The following is a 19,463-nucleotide window of genomic DNA, read 5'->3' on the forward strand; positions in this document are numbered from 1 at the left end:
AGGCTCCTACGGCTCGGGCTGCTCGTTCTGCTGCTCTGTCTGGTCGTTCTGGCCGGTGGCATCGTCCTGGCCGGTGGCGTCGTTCTGCCCGGTCGCGTCGTTCTGCCCGGCCTCGTCGTTCTGGGCCCGGCCCTCGGGGTCGGCCCCGGGGGTGACGGTGACCGTCACGGTCGGCGTGGGCTTCGGCTGCTTCTTCTCCGGGAGCACCGTGTCGCGCGGGTCCTTCGCCGGGGCCTGGACGACGACGCCGACGATGTCGAGCTTGGTGAAGCTGACGAACGGCGTGACGTCGAGGATGCGGGTGAGGTCGCCGCCGTTGGGGTCGACGCGGGTGATGGTGCCGACGGGCACGCCCGGTACGAACGGCCTGTCGGCCTGGGAGCCGAAGGTGACGAGGCGGTCGCCCTTCTTGACGTCGGCCTTGCCGTTGAGGAGTTCGACGCGCAGCGGGCGGCTGCCCTGGCCGGAGGCGAAGCCGAGTTCGTCGCCGGACTCCATCCGGGTGCCGACGGTGAAGTCCGGGTCGTTGGCGAGCAGCACGGTGGCGGTGTTCGGGCCGACGGTGGTCACGCGTCCGACGAGGCCGTCGCCGTTGAGGACGGTCATGTCGCGCTTGACGCCGTCGTTGGCGCCGGCGTCGATGGTGATGGTCCAGGAGAAGCCCTGGGCGGCTCCTATGGCGATCACCTGGGCGCCCTTGATGCCGTACTGCCCGGCCCCGGCGAGGCCCAGCATCTTGTCGAACTGCTTCAGCCGGCTGCGGCCGCGCTCGTCGCTGCCGAGCTTCGCCTTGAGGGCCGCGTTCTCGGTCTCCAGCCGCGAGAGCCGGTCGTGCCGGTCGCCGGAGTCCCGGATCGCGGAGACCGCGTTGCCGACCGGGTCGACCGCGGAGGAGACCCCGTTCTCGATCGGACCGAAGACATTGGCCGCGGCCTGCCGGGCACCGTCGACCGGTGAGTCCTCCCCGCCGCGGATGTCCACCGTGATCAGTGCGAACGCGATGGCGATCAGCAGCACCAGGAGCAGCCGGCTCTCTTTCGTGTCCCTCACGTGCGGCGGCCGTGCCTTCCTCGTCGGAATTCGGGAATCTCGGAATGTACGTGGCGGTGTTCGGGAATTCAGGTGATGCGGTACGTCGGGCGCGTCACGCGCATCCGGTACCGGAACCCTCTATATCAACGATCCGCCGCACGAGAGGAGATCGTCTCGTACGGCGGAACCGAAGTGTTACGTCATCTGCGGGGCGAGGCGTCCAGCACCTGCTGGAGCGCTTCGAACTCCTCGACGCACTTGCCGCTGCCGAGCGCCACGCTGTCCAGCGGGTCCTCGGCGATGTGGATCGGCATCCCGGTCTCCCGGCGCAGCCGCTCGTCGAGCCCGCGCAGCAGCGCACCGCCGCCGGTCAGCACGATGCCCCGGTCCATGATGTCGCCGGACAGCTCCGGCGGACACTTGTCGAGGGTCGTCTTGACGGCGTCGACGATGGCGTTGACCGGCTCCTCGATCGCCTTGCGCACTTCGGCGGCGGAGATGACGACGGTCTTGGGCAGCCCGGAGACGAGGTCCCGGCCGCGGATTTCGGTGTGCTCGTCAGCGTCGAGGTCGTACGCAGAACCGATCGTGATCTTGATCTGTTCGGCCGTGCGCTCACCCAGCAGAAGGCTGTACTCCTTCTTCACGTGCTGGATGATCGCGTTGTCCAGCTCGTCACCCGCGACGCGGATGGACTGGGCCGTGACGATGCCGCCGAGCGAGATGACCGCGACCTCCGTGGTGCCGCCGCCGATGTCCACCACCATGTTGCCCGTGGCCTCGTGGACCGGCAGGCCGGAGCCGATGGCCGCGGCCATGGGCTCCTCGATGATGTGCACCTGCCGGGCGCCGGCCTGGGACGACGCCTCGATGACGGCGCGGCGCTCGACGCCGGTGATGCCCGAGGGCACACAGACGACGACCCGCGGACGAGCCAGATAACGCCGCTTGTGGATCTTCAGAATGAAGTAGCGGAGCATCCGCTCGGTGATCTCGAAGTCGGCGATGACGCCGTCCTTCAGCGGGCGCACGGCAACGATGTTGCCGGGCGTGCGCCCGATCATCTTCTTCGCTTCGGCGCCGACCGCGAGGATGCCACCGGTGTTGGTGTTGATCGCGACGACGGACGGCTCGTTGAGTACGATCCCGCGACCCCTGACGTACACCAGCGTGTTGGCGGTCCCGAGGTCGACAGCCATGTCACGGCCGATGAACGACATTGAGTTCCCCATCAGGATTCGACTGGCCTTCCCAGGAGCTTTTGAGGGCTTTTCAGGTCGGCGAAGTGGGTGCAGTGACGCGTGGAGGCTTCCATCGTAGACGCGCTTTCGCGAACACTGCGCGAGGGTCTCCGCCATTGTCAGCAGATGGCGCACCGCCTCGCTTGTGGAGACGGGCCAACGGTGGGATCCGTTCCCCCGATCAGGCGCGCATATGCCACAGGGCGGTCGCTTTCGCGCGACCGCCCCGGCGCCGCCCGGTCCATTCGGCTGACATGGCGTCAGGAAAAAGAGGCTCCCGGCGTGTCCCGAAGGAGGATCAGACCCGGCCCGGGAAGAAGATCTTCAGCTCACGCTCGGCGGACTCCTCGGAGTCGGAGGCGTGGATCAGGTTCTCGCGCACGATCACCCCGTAGTCCCCGCGGATGGAGCCCGGGGCGGCGGCGATCGGGTCGGTCGGACCGGCCAGCGCGCGCACGCCCTCGATGACCCGCTCGCCCTCGACGACCATCGCGACGACCGGCCCGGACGCCATGAACTCGACCAGCGGCTCGTAGAACGGCTTGCCCTTGTGCTCGCCGTAGTGCTGCTCCAGCGTCTCGTTGTCCAGGGTGCGCAGTTCCAGCGCGGTGATCTGCCAGCCGGCCTTGCGCTCGATACGGCTGATGATCTCGCCGGTCAGGCCACGACGGACGGCGTCGGGCTTGAGGAGGACGAGGCTGCGCTGGGTCACGAGGGCTCCCTTGGAGATGTGCGGTCGTGCGGGTGATGAATGAGGTTACCGGGCGTGTCGCGGTCCCCGTCACGCAGCGTCAGGCACACCGGGTCCGTCGGCCGGGGCCGCGCCCTCCCGTCAGGCGGGGTCGGGCGCGGAGGCCTCGGCCTGGGCGGCGAACCTCGCCTTCGCCTCGTCGATCTTCCGCCCGTAGTGCACGGAGGCCCACCACAGGGCGGCGAAGATCACGCCGAGGAAGAACATGGTCGGCACCACGAAGCCGGAGGCGATCAGCGCGACCTGGAGCGCCCAGCCGAGGGCGATCCCGCCGGGCCGGGTGATGACCCCGCACAGCAGCACGCTGAGGACCATGGCGATGCCGCTGACCGTCCACACCGTCCCCACGGACAGGTCCGGGTCCTTCATGGCGACCAGTCCGGCGAAGCCGATCACGAAGAACTCGCCGATCAGAGTGGAAGCACAGAGCGTACGCACGGTTTCTCAGCCCCTCCTCAGGAGCAGTCGGGCCTCGCCGACGGTGATGACGGAACCGGTGACGAGCACACCGCCGCCCGCGAACTCGCCCTCCTCCTCGGCCAGCGTGATCGCGGCCTCCAGGGCGTCGGGCAGCCGCGGCTCGACCTGGACGCGGTCGTCGCCGAAGACCTCCACGGCGATCGCGGCCAGCTCGTCGGCGTCCATCGCGCGGTGGCTGGAGTTCTGGGTGACGACGACCTCGGCGAAGACCGGCTCGAAGGCCTCGAGCAGCCCCCGTACGTTCTTGTCGGCGCTGGCACCGACCACCCCGATGAGCCGGCTGAACTGGAACGCTTCCCCCACCGCCTCGGCGGTGACGCGGGCGCCGGCCGGGTTGTGCGCGGCGTCGAGGACCACGGTCGGCGAGCGCCGCACCACCTCCATCCGCCCCGGCGAGGCGACGGAGGCGAAGGCCTTGCGGACGGTGTCGAGGTCCAGCGACTCGGGGCGCTGCGCGCCGACGCCGAAGAACGCCTCCACGGCGGCCAGCGCCACCGCCGCGTTGTGCGCCTGGTGGGCGCCGTGCAGCGGCAGGTAGACCTCGGTGTACTCGCCGCCGAGCCCGCGCAGGGTCACCAGCTGCCCGCCGACCGCGATCTCGCGGGCCACGACGCCGAACTCCAGCCCCTCGCGGGCCACGGTGGCGTTGACGTCGACGGCCTTCTTCAGCATCACCTGCGCCGCGTCCACCGGCTGCTGGGCGAGGATGACGGTGGCGTCCTGCTTGACGATGCCGGACTTTTCGACCGCGATCTCGCCGGGCGTCCCGCCGAGCCGGTCGGTGTGGTCCAGGTCGATGGGGGTGACGACGGCCACGTCCCCGTCGATGACGTTGGTGGCGTCCCAGGAGCCGCCCATGCCGACCTCGACGACGGCCACGTCCACGGGCGCATCGGCGAAGGCGGCGTACGCCATGGCGGTCAGCACCTCGAAGAACGACAGCCGGTACTCCTGCTGGGCGTCGACCATCTCGACGTACGGCTTGATGTCCTCGTACGTCTCGACGAACCGCTCGGCGGAGATCGGGGCCCCGTCCAGGCTGATCCGCTCGGTGATCGACTGCACGTGCGGCGAGGTGTACCGCCCGGTGCGCAGCTCGAAGGCGCCGAGCAGGGCCTCGATCATGCGGGCGGTGGAGGTCTTGCCGTTGGTCCCGGTGATGTGGATGGAGGGGTACGAGCGCTGCGGCTCGCCCAGCACGTCCATCAGCGCGGCGATCCGGGTGACGGACGGCTCCAGCTTGGTCTCGCCCCAGCGGGTCGCCAGCTCCGTCTCGACGGCGCGCAGCGCCGCGTCCACCTCGGGGTCCTCCGGGCGCCCGGGGACGTCGGCCTCCGGGGGGCCGCCCTGGGTGCGCAGGGTGCGGCTGCCGGCCTCGATGACGGCGAGGTCGGGGTCGCGGGTGGTCTCCGCGTCGATGATCTCGTCGAAGGAGTCGAGGGGGTCGGAGGGGTCGGGCTGGTCGTTCTCGCCGGGGTTGTCGCTCACGGGGACTAGTCTACGTACCCGGTCCCCCGTAACCGCGGGCAGTCGTGCCGCCTGGGGCGGCACGGGTGGGCGCGGCGGCACCCCGTGAGCGCCGGGCTGCGCGACCCCCTGCGGGGCGCCGGCGGAGTGGGGTGGCTTGGGTCCCGCGGCGAGTGCGGCACCGTTGTGGCCGGTCGCGCCCAGGCGGCGGAGCCGCATATCGATACAGCCCCGCGCCCCTGGGTAGGTGACGGCCCCCGGCGCCGGCACGGTACCGGGGGCCGTCCTGACGTAACGGCGGCTACGCCTCCGGCAGCTTTTCCAGCTGGGCGGCGATGCGGGTGATGTCCTCGTCCGCCTTGGCGAGGCGGCCCCGGATCTTGTCCACCACGTGGTCCGGCGCCTTGGCGAGGAACGCCTCGTTGCCGAGCTTGGCGTTCGCCTGGGCCTTCTCCTTCTCCGCGGCGGCGAGGTCCTTCGCCAGCCGCTTGCGCTCGGCGGCGAAGTCGATGACACCGGAGAGGTCGAGGGCCACCTCGACGCCCGCCACCGGCAGTGTCGCCGTCGCCGTGAAGGACTCGCCCTCCGGCTGGAGCCGCAGCAGCTGCCGGACGGCCGCCTCGTGCGCCGCGAGCGGGCTGCCCGCGAGCGTCAGCCGGGCCGGGACCCGCTGGCCGGGCTGGAGCCCCTGGTCGGCACGGAAGCGCCGGACCTCGGTGATCACCGACTGGACGGTCTCGATCTCCCGCTCGGCGTCCGCGTCCCGGAAGCCCGAGTCGGTGGGCCACTCGGCGATGACGACCGACTCGCCACCGGTGAGCGTCGTCCACAGCGTCTCGGTGACGAAGGGGACGACCGGGTGGAGGAGGCGCAGCGTGACGTCCAGGACCTCGCCCAGGACCCGCTGGGAGACCTCGGCGGCCTCGCCGCCCGCCTGGAAGGTGGTCTTGGACAGCTCGACGTACCAGTCGAAGACCTCGTCCCAGGCGAAGTGGAACAGGGTGTCGGAGAGCTTCGCGAACTGGTAGTCCTCGTAGTACGCGTCGACCTCGGCGACGACCGAGTTGAGCCGGGAGAGGATCCACCGGTCGGTCGAGGACATCTTCGACGCGTCCGGCAGCGGGCCGTCCACCGTCGCGCCGTTCATCAGCGCGAAGCGGGTGGCGTTCCAGATCTTGTTGGCGAAGTTCCGGGAGCCCTGGACCCAGTCCTCGCCGATCGGGACGTCGACGCCCGGGTTGGCGCCGCGCGCGAGGGTGAAGCGCAGCGCGTCGGAGCCGTACTTGTCCATCCAGTCCAGCGGGTTCACGACGTTCCCGAAGGACTTGGACATCTTCTTGCCGTTCTGGTCACGGACCATGCCGTGCAGGGCGATGGTGTGGAACGGCGGGGTGCCGTCCATCGCGTAGAGGCCGAACATCATCATCCGGGCGACCCAGAAGAAGAGGATGTCGTAGCCGGTGACCAGGACGGAGTTCGGGTAGAACTTCGCGAGCGACTCGGTCCGCTCGGGCCAGCCGAGGGTGGAGAAGGGCCACAGGCCGGAGGAGAACCAGGTGTCCAGGACGTCGGAGTCCTGGTACCAGCCCTCGCCGCTCGGCGGCTCCTCGTCGGGGCCGACGCAGACGACCTCGCCGTCCGGGCCGTACCAGACGGGGATGCGGTGGCCCCACCACAGCTGGCGCGAGATGCACCAGTCGTGGAGGTTGTCGACCCAGTCGAAGTACCGCTTCTCCATCTCCTGCGGGTGGATCTTGACCTTGCCGTCGCGGACCGCGTCACCGGCGGCCTTCGCCAGCGGGCCGACCTTGACCCACCACTGCATGGACAGGCGCGGCTCGATGGTGGTCTTGCAGCGCGAGCAGTGGCCGACGGAGTGGACGTAGGGCCGCTTCTCGGCGACGATCCGGCCCTCGGCGCGCAGCGCGGCGACGATGGCGGAGCGGGCTTCGAGGCGGTCCAGGCCCTGGAAGGGGCCGTGGGCGGTGATGACGGCGTGCTCGTCCATGACCGCGATGGCGGGCAGGTCGTGGCGCCGGCCGATCTCGAAGTCGTTCGGGTCGTGGGCGGGCGTCACCTTGACGGCGCCGGTGCCGAACTCGGGGTCGACGTGCTCGTCGGCGACGACCGGGATGGAGCGGTCGGTCAGCGGCAGCTTGATCTGCTTGCCGACCAGGTGCTTGTAGCGCTCGTCCTCGGGGTGGACGGCGACGGCGGTGTCGCCGAGCATCGTCTCCGCGCGGGTGGTGGCGACGACGATGGTCTCGTCGCCCTCCCCGTACTTCATGGAGACCAGCTCGCCGTCGTCGTCCTGGTACTCGACCTCGATGTCGGAGATCGCGGTCAGACAGCGCGGGCACCAGTTGATGATGCGCTCGGCGCGGTAGATCAGCTCGTCGTCGTAGAGCCGCTTGAAGATGGTCTGGACGGCCTGGGACAGGCCCTCGTCCATCGTGAAGCGCTCACGCGACCAGGCGACGGCGTCGCCGAGGCGGCGCATCTGGCCGCTGATCTGGCCGCCGGACTCGCTCTTCCACTGCCAGACGCGCTCGACGAAGGCCTCCCGGCCCAGGTCGTGCCGGGACTTGCCCTCCTTGCCCAGCTCGCGCTCGACGACGTTCTGCGTGGCGATGCCGGCGTGGTCCATGCCGGGCTGCCACAGCGTCTCGTAGCCCTGCATGCGCTTGCGGCGGGTCAGGGCGTCGATGAGCGTGTGCTCGAAGGCGTGCCCGAGGTGCAGGCTGCCCGTGACGTTCGGCGGCGGGATGACGACGGTGTACGGCGGCTTCTCGCTCTTCGCGTCGGCCTCGAAGTAACCCCGTTCCACCCAGCGCTCGTACAGCTGCCCCTCTACCTCGGCCGGCGTGTACTGGGTCGGCAGTTCGGTGCTGGGTGCGGGCTGCGGCTGCTGAGAGTTCTCGGTCACGGGGGTCAGTTTACGGGCGTCACGGCCCGGTCCCGAAACGCGTTTCTTCTGTAACGGTGCGGCCCCCGGTGACCTGCGCACGCCAGGTCTGAGTCAGGATGTCAGCATCACGTAAAGCATCTGAGGGGGAACCCAGGAATGAGTCACAACCAGCCGGGCCCGTACGGCGGGCAGCCCCAGCAGCCCGGACCGTACGGCCAGCCGGGACCGTACGGCCAGCAGCCGCCGCAGGCCCCCCAGCCCGGCTACGGCTACCCCCAGCAGACGCCGCCCCCGCAGCCGGGTTACGGCTACCCGCAGCAGCCCCAGCAGGGCGGCGTCCCGCCGCAGGCTCCGCCGTACGGCCAGCAGCCCGCGTACGGTCAGCAGCCCCCGTACGGTCAGCAGCCGCCCTACGGCCAGCAGCCGTACGGCATGCCGCAGCCCCCGGCCGCGGGCGGTGGCGGCAAGAAGAAGGCCGGTCTGATCATCGGCGCGGTCGCCGTCGTCGCGGCGATCGGCGTGGGCGCCTACTTCGTGATCGGCGGAGGCGGCGGCGCGGGCGGCCTGGAGGACGACGGCGCCCACAAGCTGACGACGCCGGCGACGGTGCTCACCGATTACAAGCGCGCCAGCGACGAGGCCGCCGAGACCGACTCGGACACGGTCAAGGACCTTGAGAAGAGCGGCGTCAAGGACGGCACGAGCGTGACCGGGTTCTACACCACCGCCGACCTCACCGGGTACGACCCTTCGGACCCGAGCACTGCCCCGGACCCCAGTGAGATGGCGACCGCCAAGGGCATCACCTACATCGGCGCGTACGGGAAGATCTCGGACCCGGAGGCGGTGCTCGACAAGTTCTTCGCCGAGTTCAAGAAGGAGTCCGAGGAGAACTCGTCCTCCTCCTCCGAGACAGGAGGTGGCGGCAAGGCCGTGGGCGAACCCGAGTCGGTCGACATCGACGGCGCGGTCATGAAGTGCCAGGGCGTGCAGGGCACCAACCCGGTCTCCAAGAAGGAGAAGACCGACTGGATCTGCGCCTGGGCCGACTACAGCACGATCGCCCTGGTCTCCCCGGGCGACGCCACCAAGGGTGTGACGAAGGACGTCGCCGTCGACATCACCACGAAGCTCCGCAAGGAGATCCGCGTCAAGGCCTGACGCCGAGCGACCACGTGGAAGGGGCCCGGTCTCTCGACCGGGCCCCTTCCACGTGTGTCCGTACCGTGCGGCTACGCCGTCTTCTGCTCGCCCGGGCCCCGCCCCCGCGAATCCCGGGGGATCAGCGTGGGGTTGACGTTGGAGAGGACCACGTCGGCGGTGATGACGACCCGGGCCACGTCCTTGCGGGACGGGACCTCGTACATCACGCCCTGGAGGACTTCCTCCATGATGGCCCGCAGGCCGCGCGCGCCGGTCTGGCGGAGGATGGCCTGGTCGGCGATGGCTTCCAGGGCCTCGCGCTCGAAGTCCAGCTCGACGCCGTCGAGTTCGAAGAGGCGCTCGTACTGCTTGACGAGGGCGTTGCGCGGCTCGACCAGGATCTGGAGGAGCGCCTCGCGGTCGAGGTTGTGCACCGAGGTGATGACCGGGAGCCGGCCGATGAACTCGGGGATCATGCCGAACTTGACCAGGTCCTCCGGCATGACCTGCTCGAACTGGTCCTTGGACTCGATCTCCCGCTTGGAGCGGATCTGCGCGCCGAAGCCGATGCCCTTGGCGCCGGCCCGGCCCTCGATGATCTTCTCCAGGCCCGCGAAGGCACCGCCCACGATGAACAGCACGTTCGTCGTGTCGATCTGGATGAACTCCTGGTGTGGGTGCTTGCGTCCGCCCTGCGGCGGGACGGAGGCCGTGGTGCCCTCCAGGATCTTCAGCAGGGCCTGCTGGACGCCCTCGCCCGACACGTCGCGCGTGATGGAGGGGTTCTCACTCTTCCTCGCGACCTTGTCGATCTCGTCGATGTAGATGATCCCGGTCTCGGCCTTCTTGACGTCGTAGTCCGCGGCCTGGATCAGCTTGAGCAGGATGTTCTCGACGTCCTCGCCGACGTACCCGGCCTCGGTGAGCGCCGTGGCGTCGGCGATCGCGAAGGGCACGTTCAGCATGCGGGCGAGGGTCTGGGCGAGGAGGGTCTTGCCGGAGCCCGTGGGGCCCAGCAGGAGGATGTTGGACTTCGCCAACTCGATGGCGTCCTCGCGCCCTTGGGCGCCGCCGTTCTCGCCGGCCTGGACCCGCTTGTAGTGGTTGTACACCGCGACGGAGAGGGCCTTCTTGGCCGCTTCCTGGCCGACCACGTAGCTCTCGAGGAACTCGTAGATCTCGCGGGGCTTCGGGAGCTCCTCCCAGCGCACCTCGCTGGTCTCGGCCAGCTCCTCCTCGATGATCTCGTTGCAGAGGTCGATGCACTCGTCGCAGATGTACACACCGGGCCCTGCGATGAGCTTCTTGACCTGCTTCTGGCTCTTTCCGCAGAACGAGCACTTGAGCAGATCGCCGCCGTCACCGATGCGTGCCACGGTGTGCTTCCCCTTCGCCTGGGAGACTCCCGGACGTCGACGTCGCGTCGACGGCGGGCGGACTCCTGGTGCTGCCTTATGTCCGACGGTACCTTGCCGGGCCCCTCGTCCGGGCCCCCCTTGGCACGGTTCCCTTTGACGTGAATCGCGTCAAACCGTGCCAAGGAGCGGCAGACGATACAGCCTCCCGCCTAGCGGAGAGAGGAGTTGTCCATCTTCCGGGTGGTGATGATCTGGTCGATCAGGCCGTAGCTCAGCGCGTCCTCGGCCGTGAGGATCTTGTCGCGCTCGATGTCCTCGCGGATCTTCTCGACCGGCGTGGTGGAGTGCTTGGCCAGCATCTCCTCCAGCTGCGAGCGCATCCGCAGGATCTCGTTGGCGGCGATCTCCAGGTCGGAGACCTGACCGCGGCCGGTCTCGCTGTACGGCTGGTGGATCAGGACGCGGGCGTTCGGCAGCGCCATGCGCTTGCCCGGCGTGCCGGCGGCCAGCAGGACGGCGGCGGCGGAGGCGGCCTGGCCCATGCAGACCGTCTGGACGTCCGGCTTCACGTACTGCATCGTGTCGTAGATGGCCGTGAGCGCGGTGAAGGAGCCGCCGGGGCTGTTGATGTAGACCGAGATGTCCCGGTCGGGGTCCATCGACTCCAGGCACAGCAGCTGCGCCATGACGTCGTTGGCCGAGGCGTCGTCGATCTGGACGCCGAGGAAGATCACCCGCTCCTCGAAGAGCTTCGCGTACGGGTCGTACTCGCGCACGCCCTGCGAGGTGCGCTCGACGAAGCGCGGGATGACGTAGCGGGACTCGGCGGTCGGGCCGGTGTACTCGGCACGCGAGCGGTCGTACAGGCCGCTGCCGGGGAAGTCGTTCACAGTGTCTCCTGTAAAGGGGCTGAGGCGGTCGGCTCGGGGCGGAGGATGGCTCAGGCGCCCGTGCCGCCGCCGCCCGGCATGCCGGCGGCCGTGGGGATCACGTCGTCGATGAGGCCGTACTCCTTGGCCTCGAAGGCGTCGAACCAGCGGTCGCGGTCCGAGTCGCGGGTGATCTGCTCGATCGTCTGGCCGGTGTGCTGGGCCGTGAGCTCGGCCATGCGCTTCTTGGTGTGCAGCAGCCGCTCGGCGTGGATCTTGATGTCCGACGCGGAACCGGCGAGGCCGGCGGAGGGCTGGTGGATGAGGATCTCGGCGTTCGGCAGGGCGAAGCGCTTGCCCGGGGTGCCCGCGCTGAGCAGGAACTGTCCCATCGAGGCCGCGAGCCCCATCGCGATCGTCACCACGTCGTTCTTGATGAACTGCATGGTGTCGTAGATCGCCATACCGGCCGTGATCGAACCGCCCGGGCTGTTGATGTACAGGAAGATGTCCTTGTCCGGGTCGGCGGCAAGGAGCAGCAGCTGTGCGGTGATCTTGTTGGCGATGTCGTCGTCGACCGGCTGGCCGAGGAAGATGATCCGCTCGCCGAGCAGTCGGTTGTAGACCTGGTCGCCGAGGCCGCCACCGATAGAGGGCTCGCCGGCGGCTGAGGGCATCAGATTCGTCACGTATCCACCTGCTCGTCTTACGACGGCGCCGGGCCGTCTCACGTTTCCCTGCGGGGCTGGAGCCGCTTTCGGGGACTCCCCTGCCCTCGTATTCATGGACCCTAACGCGGTGGGCCTGCGGCGCCATCCCGGTTCCTGCGGTGTTCGCCGGGGGCGTAGCGCCGTGGCAGTGCCAATGGGTCGCCGGGTGCGGGCGCGTCGTCGTTGCTCGCGCAGTTCCCCGCGCCCCTGGGTGGAGCTGTCCCGCCGTATGGGGAACGGGCCCCGGCATGATGTCCGGGGCCCGTTCTGCGTCCGTCTGGGGAGACGCGAGGGGGTCAGCCCTCGGTCTTCTCCTCGGCCTTGTCGTCGGCCTTCTCGGCGTCGGCGGACTCGGCGGCGGCCTCGGTGGCCTCCGTCTCCTCGTCCTCTTCGTCGTCCAGGTCGACGATCTCGCCGTTGGTGTCCTTGACCGTCGCCTTCTCGACCACGGCGGCCAGGGCCTTGCCGCGGGCGACCTCGCCGACGAGGAGCGGGACCTGGCCCTGCTCGACGACGGCCTGGGCGAACTGGTCGGGGGACATGCCGGAGGAGGCGGCGCGGCGCATGAGGTGCTCGGTCAGCTCTTCCTGGCTGACGTTGAGCTTCTCCTGCTTGACCAGCTCGTCGAGGACGAACTGGGTCTTGATGCCCTTGACCGCGGCCTCACGGGTCTCGGTCTCGAACTCCTCGGCGGTCTTGCCCTGGAGCTCCAGGTACTTCTCCAGGTCGAGGCCCATCTGGCCGAGCTGGTGGTGCTCCAGGTTGTGCTTGCGGGTGTTGATCTCGTCCTCGAGGAGCTTCTCGGGGACCGGGACCTCCACCAGTTCCAGCAGCTTGTCCAGGACGCGCTCCTGGGCCTGCGTGGCCTGGTCGTACTGCTTCATGTTGGCCAGGCGCTTGCGGCTGTCGGCCTTGAGCTCCTCCAGCGTGTCGAACTCCGAGGCGAGCTGCGCGAAGTCGTCGTCCAGCTCGGGCAGCTCGCGCGCGGCGACCTGGGTGACCTTGACGGTGACCTCGGCCTCCTTGCCGGCCGCCGAGCCGCCCTTGAGCTCGGAGGTGAAGGTGGCCTCGCCACCGGCCTCCAGGCCCTTCACGGCGTCGTCGATGCCGTCCAGCAGCTCGCCGGAGCCGACGGTGTAGGACACGCCGTCGGCGACACCGTCCTCCAGGACCTCGCCGTCGACCTTGGCCTTCAGGTCAAGGGTGATCACGTCGCCGTCGGCGGCGGCGCGCTCGACCGGGGAGGTGGAGGCGAAGCGCTCGCGCAGCTGCTCCACCGACTTCTCGACGTCCTCGTCGCTGACCTCGACGGCGTCGACCTCGACCTCGATGCCGGAGTAGTCCGGGATCTCGATGGCGGGGCGGATGTCGACCTCGGCGGTGAAGTTCAGCGTCTCGCCGTCCTTCAGCTCCGTGATGTCGACCTCGGGCTGGCCGAGCGGGTTCAGCTCGGCCTCGTTGACCGCGTCGGTGTAGAACTTCGGAAGCGCGTCGTTGACCGCCTCCTCCAGCACCGCACCGCGGCCGAACCGCTGGTCGATGACCCGGGCCGGGATCTTGCCCTTGCGGAAGCCCTTCACCGTGACCTGCTGGTTGATCTTCTTGTACGCCGCGTCGAGGCTGTCCTTGAGCTCCTCGAAGGGCACCTCGACAGTGAGCCGAACCCGGGTCGGGTTCAGGGTCTCCACGGCGCTCTTCACGGTTCGGTCTCCTTGGTGGCTGACTTCTTGGGTTCTGCCGGAACCAGAGTGTCCGGCAAATTTCGCCGCCCGGAGACTTCAGACGCTGATGACACACGGGCGTGCAGCTTGCATAGTAACGGCAGCGACTACACGGCCCAAAAGGCGATCACTCGACGGATCGGCCGGTGGTCGGGGTGGCGGGATTTGAACCCACGGCCTTCCGCTCCCAAAGCGGACGCGCTACCAAGCTGCGCCACACCCCGTCTGGTGCGACACGTAGGGTACATGCCGCCAGGCACCGGGCGCGGCAGAGTTTCCCGGGGGTCCGTGAAGGTCCGGCGCGGACCGGAAGGGGTGTGCGGCGAGGGGGGACGACCCGCTACGATGCGTGCAGTGCCGCGGTCACCGACCCGCGGTGCGTGCTGTGCGGGCGTAGCTCAATGGTAGAGCCCCAGTCTTCCAAACTGGCTACGCGGGTTCGATTCCCGTCGCCCGCTCCGAGAGGCCTCCGGCCCGGTCCCCCAGGGGATCGGGCCGGAGGCCTTTGTGCGGTCCGGGGGCTGCCCGGGTCGCACGGGGGCCTGCGAGCGGCGGGCTAGAACTGGATGTCGTTGATCGTCTCCGCTATGGAGTCCAGGAAGCGTTGGATGTCGTCGGCCACGCCGGTCGAGGCCAGGAAGAAGCCGAAGAGGACCGCGACGATCGCCGGCCCCCCCTTGATCGAGCCTCCGCGCAGCAGCACCACCAGGATGATCCCCAAGAGCAGCACCACTGACAGTGAAATGGCCACAACTGATCACACCCTCGGTCGGTCCGCACTGCCGCCCGGAGGTGCGGCACCGCACACCCCCGCCAGAACCATCGTGCCACCAACCGGGCCCCGTCATGCGGCGGGTGACACATCGTCCGGCCGGTTCCTCCGGCGACACGCTCCCCCGCGCACGCGGGCGCAACCCGGCACCGCACCCCGTACAGAATTTCGAAGGGGTACCCGTGCGGGGAATTCGGGCCGCTTCGTTTCCATGTCCACACAACGCGTTCGCAGATATTTCGAATAGCCGCGGCGGACACGTCGGCGAGGACATCGGCGGCGCATCGGCGGGTACCCCGACACGGTCATCACAGGGAGATCACAGGATCACCCATGAGGCCTGTAAGCGCATTGAAGCGGACATTCCAGCGGAGTCGCCCGCCGGTCTTATGCGCGGTTTAGTCATGATGTGTCACGACAAGTGGGGTGCTCCAGGAGGAACTTGGGCGCGCGGGGACGGGTCGGGGATGTGGGGGCCGTCACGCGGCCGGAGAGGCCGAGTTCCCGAAATACCGGGGTAGCCGAACGGTACTCACACCGTGCTCAGGACCCGAAATGCAGGAATAACGTCGAGGGTTTTACTGATTCCCACGGAGAACGCTAGGGTGCCTCAGATGTTCTACGCTGCCTCGTCCCCCACCAGAGCAGCGAGGTCCTGTGACCACTCGCCGAGTTCTCGGCGGGGGGTCGCATGACTAGCTCGCTGCGACCTCAGGGCGACCGGAAGTCGCCGTCCCCGCCCTCCCCGCCGAGCCGGCAGCGCGACGCGTTCTTCGACAACGCCAAGTACCTGGCGATCGTGCTGGTCGGTGTGGGCCACGCCTGGGGACAGATCCTGGACGGGAACCGGACCGTGGAGACCCTCTACCGGGTCCTGTACACGTTCCACATGCCGGCGTTCATCGTCATCTCCGGCTACTTCTCGCGCAGTTTCGACCTGAGCCCCAAGCGCGTCAAACGGCTGATCACCGGTGTCGCCGTCCCCTACCTCGTCTTCGAGGTCGCCTACACGCTGCACCGCCGGGTCAGCGAGGACCCGCAGAGCGACTTCAGCCTGCTGGACCCCACCTACCTCCTGTGGTTCCTGTGCGCGCTGTTCGTCTGGCGGCTGACCACCCCCATCTGGCGGACGGTCCGTTGGCCGCTCCCGATCGCCCTCGGCATCGCCGCGCTGGCCTCCGTGACGCCCAGCGTGGGCAACGACCTGAACATGCAGCGGGTGTTGCAGTTCCTGCCGTGCTTCGTGCTGGGTCTGGTCCTGCGGCCCGAGCACTTCCAGTGGGTGCGGCGCCGCTCGGTGCGGGTCCTGTCCGTGCCGGTGGTCGCGGCGGCGGTGGTGATCGCCTGGTGGTCGGTGCCGCGCATGGAGACCGGCTGGTTCTACCGCAACGCCGCCATGCAGGAGACGGGCGCCCCCTGGTGGTCCGGGCCCGTCCTGACGCTGGCGCTCTTCGGCTGCTCCGTGGTGCTGACCGCGTGCTTCTTCGCGTGGGTGCCCGGCCGGCGCATGTGGTTCACGGCGCTCGGCGCCGGCACGATCTACGGCTACCTGCTGCACGGCTTCCTGGTGAAGGAGGGCACCTACACGGGCTGGTTCCACCACCCCTTCCTGGACCGGCCGCTCGGCGAGATCGGGCTCACCGTCCTCGGCGCCGGTGCCGTCACCCTGCTGTGCACCAAGCCCGTCCAGCGGGTGCTGCGGTACGTGGTGGAGCCGAGGATGGACTGGGCCTTCAAGCGGGACCCCGGGGACGCCGCCCGGGGCCGCGAGAAGCGGGAGCGGTCCGAGGCGCGCGACACGGCGACCGCGTCCGCCGCGCCGACCCCCAGCGGCGAGAAGGTCTCCGTCTAGGACCGGTGGGTCACTCCTGGCCGAGAAGTGCGCGCATGTGCCGGTACTTCTCGGCCAGTCGTGTGCGGGTGGCCTCGTCGAGGACGGCCAGCCGCGCGGGGTCCGCGTTGTGCGCCAGGTCCGCCTCCTTGACCAGCCGCGCGCCGGGGGTGGCCAGGATCCGCGCGGCGTACGCCTCGGGCGGCTCCCCCGGCCGCTTGGTGAGGGCCAGGACGATGTCCTTGGTACGGCGGCTCAGCGGCGCGCCCTCCAGCCAGCGTTCGCTCAGCGCGTCGTCCTCGACGGCGTCGTGCAGCCAGGCGGCCGCGATCTGCTCGTCGTCGCCGCCGCGCGCCCGTACGCCCTCCGCGACGGCCCGCAGGTGTTCCGCGTACGGCCGGCCCGCCTTGTCGGTCTGTCCGGCGTGGGCGGCGCGGGCGGTGGCCTCGACCTCGGCCGGGGAGAGCGGCGGGGCGGGCGGTGCGGAGTCGTGGGACGAGGGCGGCATGGGCCCAGTATGCCGGGGCGGGCCGCAGGGCCTCAGTCCGTGGCGGTGGCCGGGGCGGACTGGGCGGTCGGGCCCTCCCGGCAGATCAGCAGCAGCGCCCGGTCGTCGTTGACGTCCTTGGCCACCGCCTCGATCAGGTGCCAGGCCGCGCCGTGGAAGCCGCCCGCGACATAGCGGTCGGCCTCGCCGGTGAGGCGGTCGATGCCCTCGGCGATGTCCCGTTCGGAGGTCTCCACCAGGCCGTCCGTGAACAGCATCAGCACGTCCCCGGGCCGCAGCGAGCCCTTCACCTGGTCGAACTGCGCACCGTCGTACACCCCGAGCAGCGGACCCTCGGCCGACTTCTCCTCCCAGCGGCCGGTGCCCGCGCTGAGCTGGAGGCCCGGCGGATGCCCGGCCGAGTACAGCTCGTAGTCGCCGGAGTCGAGGTCCAGGACGAGGTGGATGGAGGTGGCGAAGCCCTCGTCCCAGTCCTGGCGGAGCAGGTAGCCGTTGGCGGCCGGCAGGAAGGCGTGCGGGGGCAGGCTGCCCAGCAGTCCGCCGAAGGCGCCCGACAGCAGCAGGGCGCGCGAGGCCGCGTCCATGCCCTTGCCGGAGACGTCGGTGAGGACGACCTCCAGCGTCCGGCCGCCGTTCGTGCGGGCCGCGACGACGAAGTCGCCGGAGAAGGACTGCCCGCCCGCCGGGCGCAGCGCCATCTCGCGGTGCCAGCCCTTCGGCAGTTTGGGCAGCTTGCTCTGGACGCGGATGCGTTCGCGCAGGTCGAAGAGCATGGTGCCGCCGCGCCGCCAGGGCACGCCGACCCGGCTGCGGAACTGGGCGACGAGGAGTCCGAAGAAACCGCAGGCCGCGACCACCAGGACCACACCGGGCGTGACCCGGGAGGGGCCCTCGGTGTACGGACCGAGCTGCACGGATTCCACGATCAGCGCGGTGGCCGCCGCGGCGTACAGGCCGAGCAGGCTCGCCGGGCGCAGCAGCAGGCCGCCCGCGACGATCGGGATGACCAGCGCGGAGGGCGAGCACCACACCGAGTTGGCCATCGTGGTGGCCGCGATGACGGGGATGGTCAGCAGCAGTCCGGCGAGCGCGATCCAGTCCGAGCCGTCGCCGCGGAAGTAGTCGACGGCGGCTCGGCGCACGCCGACGCGGGCCCGGTGCCACTGCTTCTTCCACCGGGCCGTGAACGTCTCGGCCTCCGCGCGCCGCTGTCGTCCTGCTGCCATTAGTTCGGGACCCTATCCATCGAACCGGCCGCTTGGCACGGGAGGTCCTACTTGTCCCCCGTCCGGGGCCGGACTTCACAGTGAACTTCACGAACGGCTCCCGCGCCGCACCCCGGCGGAAATTCCCTCGCCCGTCCCGCGCGGCCCTGATACGCATGCTGCATGGAAAGCTCCACGGGTAAAGACGGCGGTGTGAAGACGGAGCCGCGAGTGCTGCGGCGCGACGAGTGGGACGAGTGGTACGGGACGCTGATCCGTGCCTTCAGCGGGGTTCCGGAGCCCGCCGAGGAGTTGGAGCTGTACCGGGAGCTGACGCAGGTCGACCGGTCGATCGGGGTCTGGGAGGACGACGCGGAGGGCGGCGCGTGCGTCGGGACGGCGGGGGCGTTCGCCTTCCGGATGACCGTGCCGGGCGGCGCGCTGGTGCCCGCCGCGGGCGTGACGATGGTGAGCGTCGCCGCCACGCACCGGCGCCGGGGCGTACTGACGTCGATGATGCGGCGGCAGTTGGACGACGTACGGGCCTGGGGCGAGCCGCTGGCCGTGCTGACGGCCTCCGAGCCGGCGATCTACGGCCGGTTCGGGTACGGCGCCGCGACCTTCGGGCTCAGCGCGGAGATCGACACGAGCCGGGTCCGGCTGTCGGTGCCGGCCGGTACGGATGACGTACGGCTGCGGTACGAGGCGCCCGCGGACGTGCTCGACGCGTGCGAGGCGGTGTACGCGCGGCTGGTGCCGGGGCGGCCCGGGATGCTGGAGCGGCGGCCCGGCTGGGAGCGGCTGGCGCTGCTCGACCCGGAGAGCGGGCGGGACGGCGCCTCGCCCTTGCAGTGCGTGGTCGCCCGGCGGGACGGCGAGGTCACCGGGTACGCGCGGTTCCGGGTACGGCCGGCCTGGGGGCCCGAGGGTCCCAAGGGCACGGTGGCCCTCGACGACCTGGCCGGCCTCGATCCGGCGACCGAGGCGGCGCTCTGGCGCTTCCTGTACGACATCGACCTGACCTCCACGCTGGCGGTGCGGGGGCGGCCGGTCGACGAGGCGTGGCGGCACCAGGTGTCGGACATCCGGCGGTGCCGGCCGGAGCTGCGGGACGCGTTGTACGTACGGCTGGTGGACGTGGGGGCGGCGCTCGCGGCGCGGACCTACCAAGCGCCGGTGGACGTGGTGTTCGAGGTCGAGGACGCCTTCTGCCCCTGGAACGCGGGGCGTTGGCGGCTGAGCGGCGATGCGAAGGGGGCGTCGTGCGAGCGTACGTCGGACGCGGCCGATCTCGCTTTGTCGGTACGGGAGTTGGGGGCGGCGTACCTCGGGGGCGTGAGCCTCGGTTCGCTGGGGGCGGCCGGGCGGGTGCGCGAGGCGCGGCCCGGGGCGCTGGCGGCGGCGTCGGTGGGCTTCGGCTCGGACGTGGCGCCGTGGCTGCCGCACGGGTTCTGAGCACGGGCGCGG

The 19,463-nt window shown here is 70.0% G+C and carries 16 protein-coding genes and 2 tRNA genes; 4 read left to right on the top strand and 14 right to left on the bottom strand.

All coding sequences use genetic code 11. The features are described 5' to 3' along the window. Positions 1–6: 6 nt before the first annotated feature. From mreC to ACIRGB_RS17765, 6 genes are all read right to left on the bottom strand, one after another. Positions 7–1,050, bottom strand: a complete 1,044-nt coding sequence (gene mreC / locus ACIRGB_RS17740) for a rod shape-determining protein MreC (protein WP_403865270.1) — start codon at positions 1,048–1,050, stop codon at positions 7–9. A gap of 182 nt (positions 1,051–1,232) precedes the next feature. After that, the gene (locus ACIRGB_RS17745) at positions 1,233–2,252 is read right to left on the bottom strand and encodes a rod shape-determining protein (RefSeq protein WP_052838153.1); all 1,020 of its coding nucleotides are present in this window, start codon (positions 2,250–2,252) and stop codon (positions 1,233–1,235) included. 319 nt (positions 2,253–2,571) lie between these two features. Further along, positions 2,572–2,985 carry a nucleoside-diphosphate kinase gene (gene ndk / locus ACIRGB_RS17750; RefSeq protein WP_403865273.1) on the bottom strand — a complete coding sequence of 138 codons (414 nt, stop codon included), beginning with the start codon at positions 2,983–2,985 and terminating at the stop codon, positions 2,572–2,574. 120 nt (positions 2,986–3,105) lie between these two features. After that, a complete protein-coding gene (locus ACIRGB_RS17755; RefSeq protein WP_403865276.1) occupies positions 3,106–3,462 on the bottom strand; it encodes a DUF4233 domain-containing protein in 357 nt (118 codons plus the stop codon). A gap of 6 nt (positions 3,463–3,468) precedes the next feature. Next, positions 3,469–4,992 carry a bifunctional folylpolyglutamate synthase/dihydrofolate synthase gene (locus tag ACIRGB_RS17760; protein ID WP_403865279.1) on the bottom strand — a complete coding sequence of 508 codons (1,524 nt, stop codon included), beginning with the start codon at positions 4,990–4,992 and terminating at the stop codon, positions 3,469–3,471. A gap of 280 nt (positions 4,993–5,272) precedes the next feature. Then, positions 5,273–7,897 carry a valine--tRNA ligase gene (locus tag ACIRGB_RS17765; protein ID WP_403865282.1) on the bottom strand — a complete coding sequence of 875 codons (2,625 nt, stop codon included), beginning with the start codon at positions 7,895–7,897 and terminating at the stop codon, positions 5,273–5,275. A 138-nt stretch (positions 7,898–8,035) separates the two neighbouring features. Here ACIRGB_RS17765 and ACIRGB_RS17770 point away from each other — a divergent pair, with 138 nt between their 5' ends. Beyond that, positions 8,036–9,040 (top strand): hypothetical protein, encoded by a 1,005-nt coding sequence (locus ACIRGB_RS17770; RefSeq protein ID WP_403865284.1) that lies wholly within the window; start codon positions 8,036–8,038, stop codon positions 9,038–9,040. Between the two features lie 71 nt (positions 9,041–9,111). Here ACIRGB_RS17770 and clpX read toward each other — a convergent pair whose 3' ends face one another. From clpX to ACIRGB_RS17795, 5 genes are all read right to left on the bottom strand, one after another. Further along, the gene (gene clpX, locus ACIRGB_RS17775; RefSeq protein WP_003976182.1) at positions 9,112–10,398 is read right to left on the bottom strand and encodes an ATP-dependent Clp protease ATP-binding subunit ClpX; all 1,287 of its coding nucleotides are present in this window, start codon (positions 10,396–10,398) and stop codon (positions 9,112–9,114) included. A gap of 191 nt (positions 10,399–10,589) precedes the next feature. Beyond that, on the bottom strand, positions 10,590–11,270 hold the full coding sequence (locus ACIRGB_RS17780) for an ATP-dependent Clp protease proteolytic subunit (protein ID WP_403865287.1): 681 nt from the start codon (positions 11,268–11,270) through the stop codon (positions 10,590–10,592). A 50-nt stretch (positions 11,271–11,320) separates the two neighbouring features. After that, entirely contained in the window at positions 11,321–11,926 is a 606-nt protein-coding gene (locus tag ACIRGB_RS17785) for an ATP-dependent Clp protease proteolytic subunit (RefSeq protein WP_166661663.1), read from the bottom strand. A gap of 329 nt (positions 11,927–12,255) precedes the next feature. Then, positions 12,256–13,659: a trigger factor gene (gene tig / locus ACIRGB_RS17790; RefSeq protein WP_403865290.1), complete on the bottom strand. Its 1,404-nt coding sequence runs from the start codon at positions 13,657–13,659 to the stop codon at positions 12,256–12,258. Positions 13,660–13,827: 168 nt separating this feature from the next. Continuing rightward, positions 13,828–13,904 (bottom strand) — tRNA-Pro (locus ACIRGB_RS17795). Positions 13,905–14,067: 163 nt separating this feature from the next. On the opposite strand from ACIRGB_RS17795, the gene ACIRGB_RS17800 reads away from it, so the two are divergent. After that, positions 14,068–14,138, top strand: a tRNA-Gly gene (locus ACIRGB_RS17800). 98 nt (positions 14,139–14,236) lie between these two features. Here the strand turns inward: ACIRGB_RS17800 and ACIRGB_RS17805 are convergent. Beyond that, entirely contained in the window at positions 14,237–14,431 is a 195-nt protein-coding gene (locus ACIRGB_RS17805; RefSeq protein WP_403865293.1) for a hypothetical protein, read from the bottom strand. Positions 14,432–15,143: 712 nt separating this feature from the next. Between ACIRGB_RS17805 and ACIRGB_RS17810 the strand changes: the two genes are divergently transcribed. Then, complete coding sequence (locus tag ACIRGB_RS17810; RefSeq protein WP_403865296.1) at positions 15,144–16,304, top strand: acyltransferase family protein; 1,161 nt, start codon at positions 15,144–15,146, stop codon at positions 16,302–16,304. 10 nt (positions 16,305–16,314) lie between these two features. Here the strand turns inward: ACIRGB_RS17810 and ACIRGB_RS17815 are convergent, their stop codons facing one another. Next, positions 16,315–16,791 (bottom strand): HD domain-containing protein, encoded by a 477-nt coding sequence (locus ACIRGB_RS17815; RefSeq protein WP_403865299.1) that lies wholly within the window; start codon positions 16,789–16,791, stop codon positions 16,315–16,317. 32 nt (positions 16,792–16,823) lie between these two features. After that, positions 16,824–18,017 carry a PP2C family protein-serine/threonine phosphatase gene (locus tag ACIRGB_RS17820; protein ID WP_403865302.1) on the bottom strand — a complete coding sequence of 398 codons (1,194 nt, stop codon included), beginning with the start codon at positions 18,015–18,017 and terminating at the stop codon, positions 16,824–16,826. Positions 18,018–18,179: 162 nt separating this feature from the next. On the opposite strand from ACIRGB_RS17820, the gene ACIRGB_RS17825 reads away from it, so the two are divergent. Further along, complete coding sequence (locus tag ACIRGB_RS17825) at positions 18,180–19,451, top strand: GNAT family N-acetyltransferase (RefSeq protein ID WP_403865305.1); 1,272 nt, start codon at positions 18,180–18,182, stop codon at positions 19,449–19,451. Positions 19,452–19,463: the final 12 nt, after the last annotated feature.

Origin of the sequence: Streptomyces sp. NPDC102490 (assembly GCF_044765285.1) — a bacterium.
Lineage (GTDB): Bacteria > Actinomycetota > Actinomycetes > Streptomycetales > Streptomycetaceae > Streptomyces.

Bases quoted from the DNA above. Each gene is read 5' to 3' on its own strand.
- ACIRGB_RS17815 (WP_403865299.1), bottom strand. From the start codon at position 16,791: ATGCCGCCCTCGTCCCACGACTCCGCACCGCCCGCCCCGCCGCTCTCC.
- ACIRGB_RS17820 (WP_403865302.1), bottom strand. From the start codon at position 18,017: ATGGCAGCAGGACGACAGCGGCGCGCGGAGGCCGAGACGTTCACGGCC.
- ACIRGB_RS17785 (WP_166661663.1), bottom strand. From the start codon at position 11,926: ATGCCCTCAGCCGCCGGCGAGCCCTCTATCGGTGGCGGCCTCGGCGAC.
- ACIRGB_RS17810 (WP_403865296.1), top strand. From the start codon at position 15,144: ATGACTAGCTCGCTGCGACCTCAGGGCGACCGGAAGTCGCCGTCCCCG.
- ACIRGB_RS17745 (WP_052838153.1), bottom strand. From the start codon at position 2,252: ATGTCGTTCATCGGCCGTGACATGGCTGTCGACCTCGGGACCGCCAAC.
- ACIRGB_RS17770 (WP_403865284.1), top strand. From the start codon at position 8,036: ATGAGTCACAACCAGCCGGGCCCGTACGGCGGGCAGCCCCAGCAGCCC.
- ACIRGB_RS17825 (WP_403865305.1), top strand. From the start codon at position 18,180: ATGGAAAGCTCCACGGGTAAAGACGGCGGTGTGAAGACGGAGCCGCGA.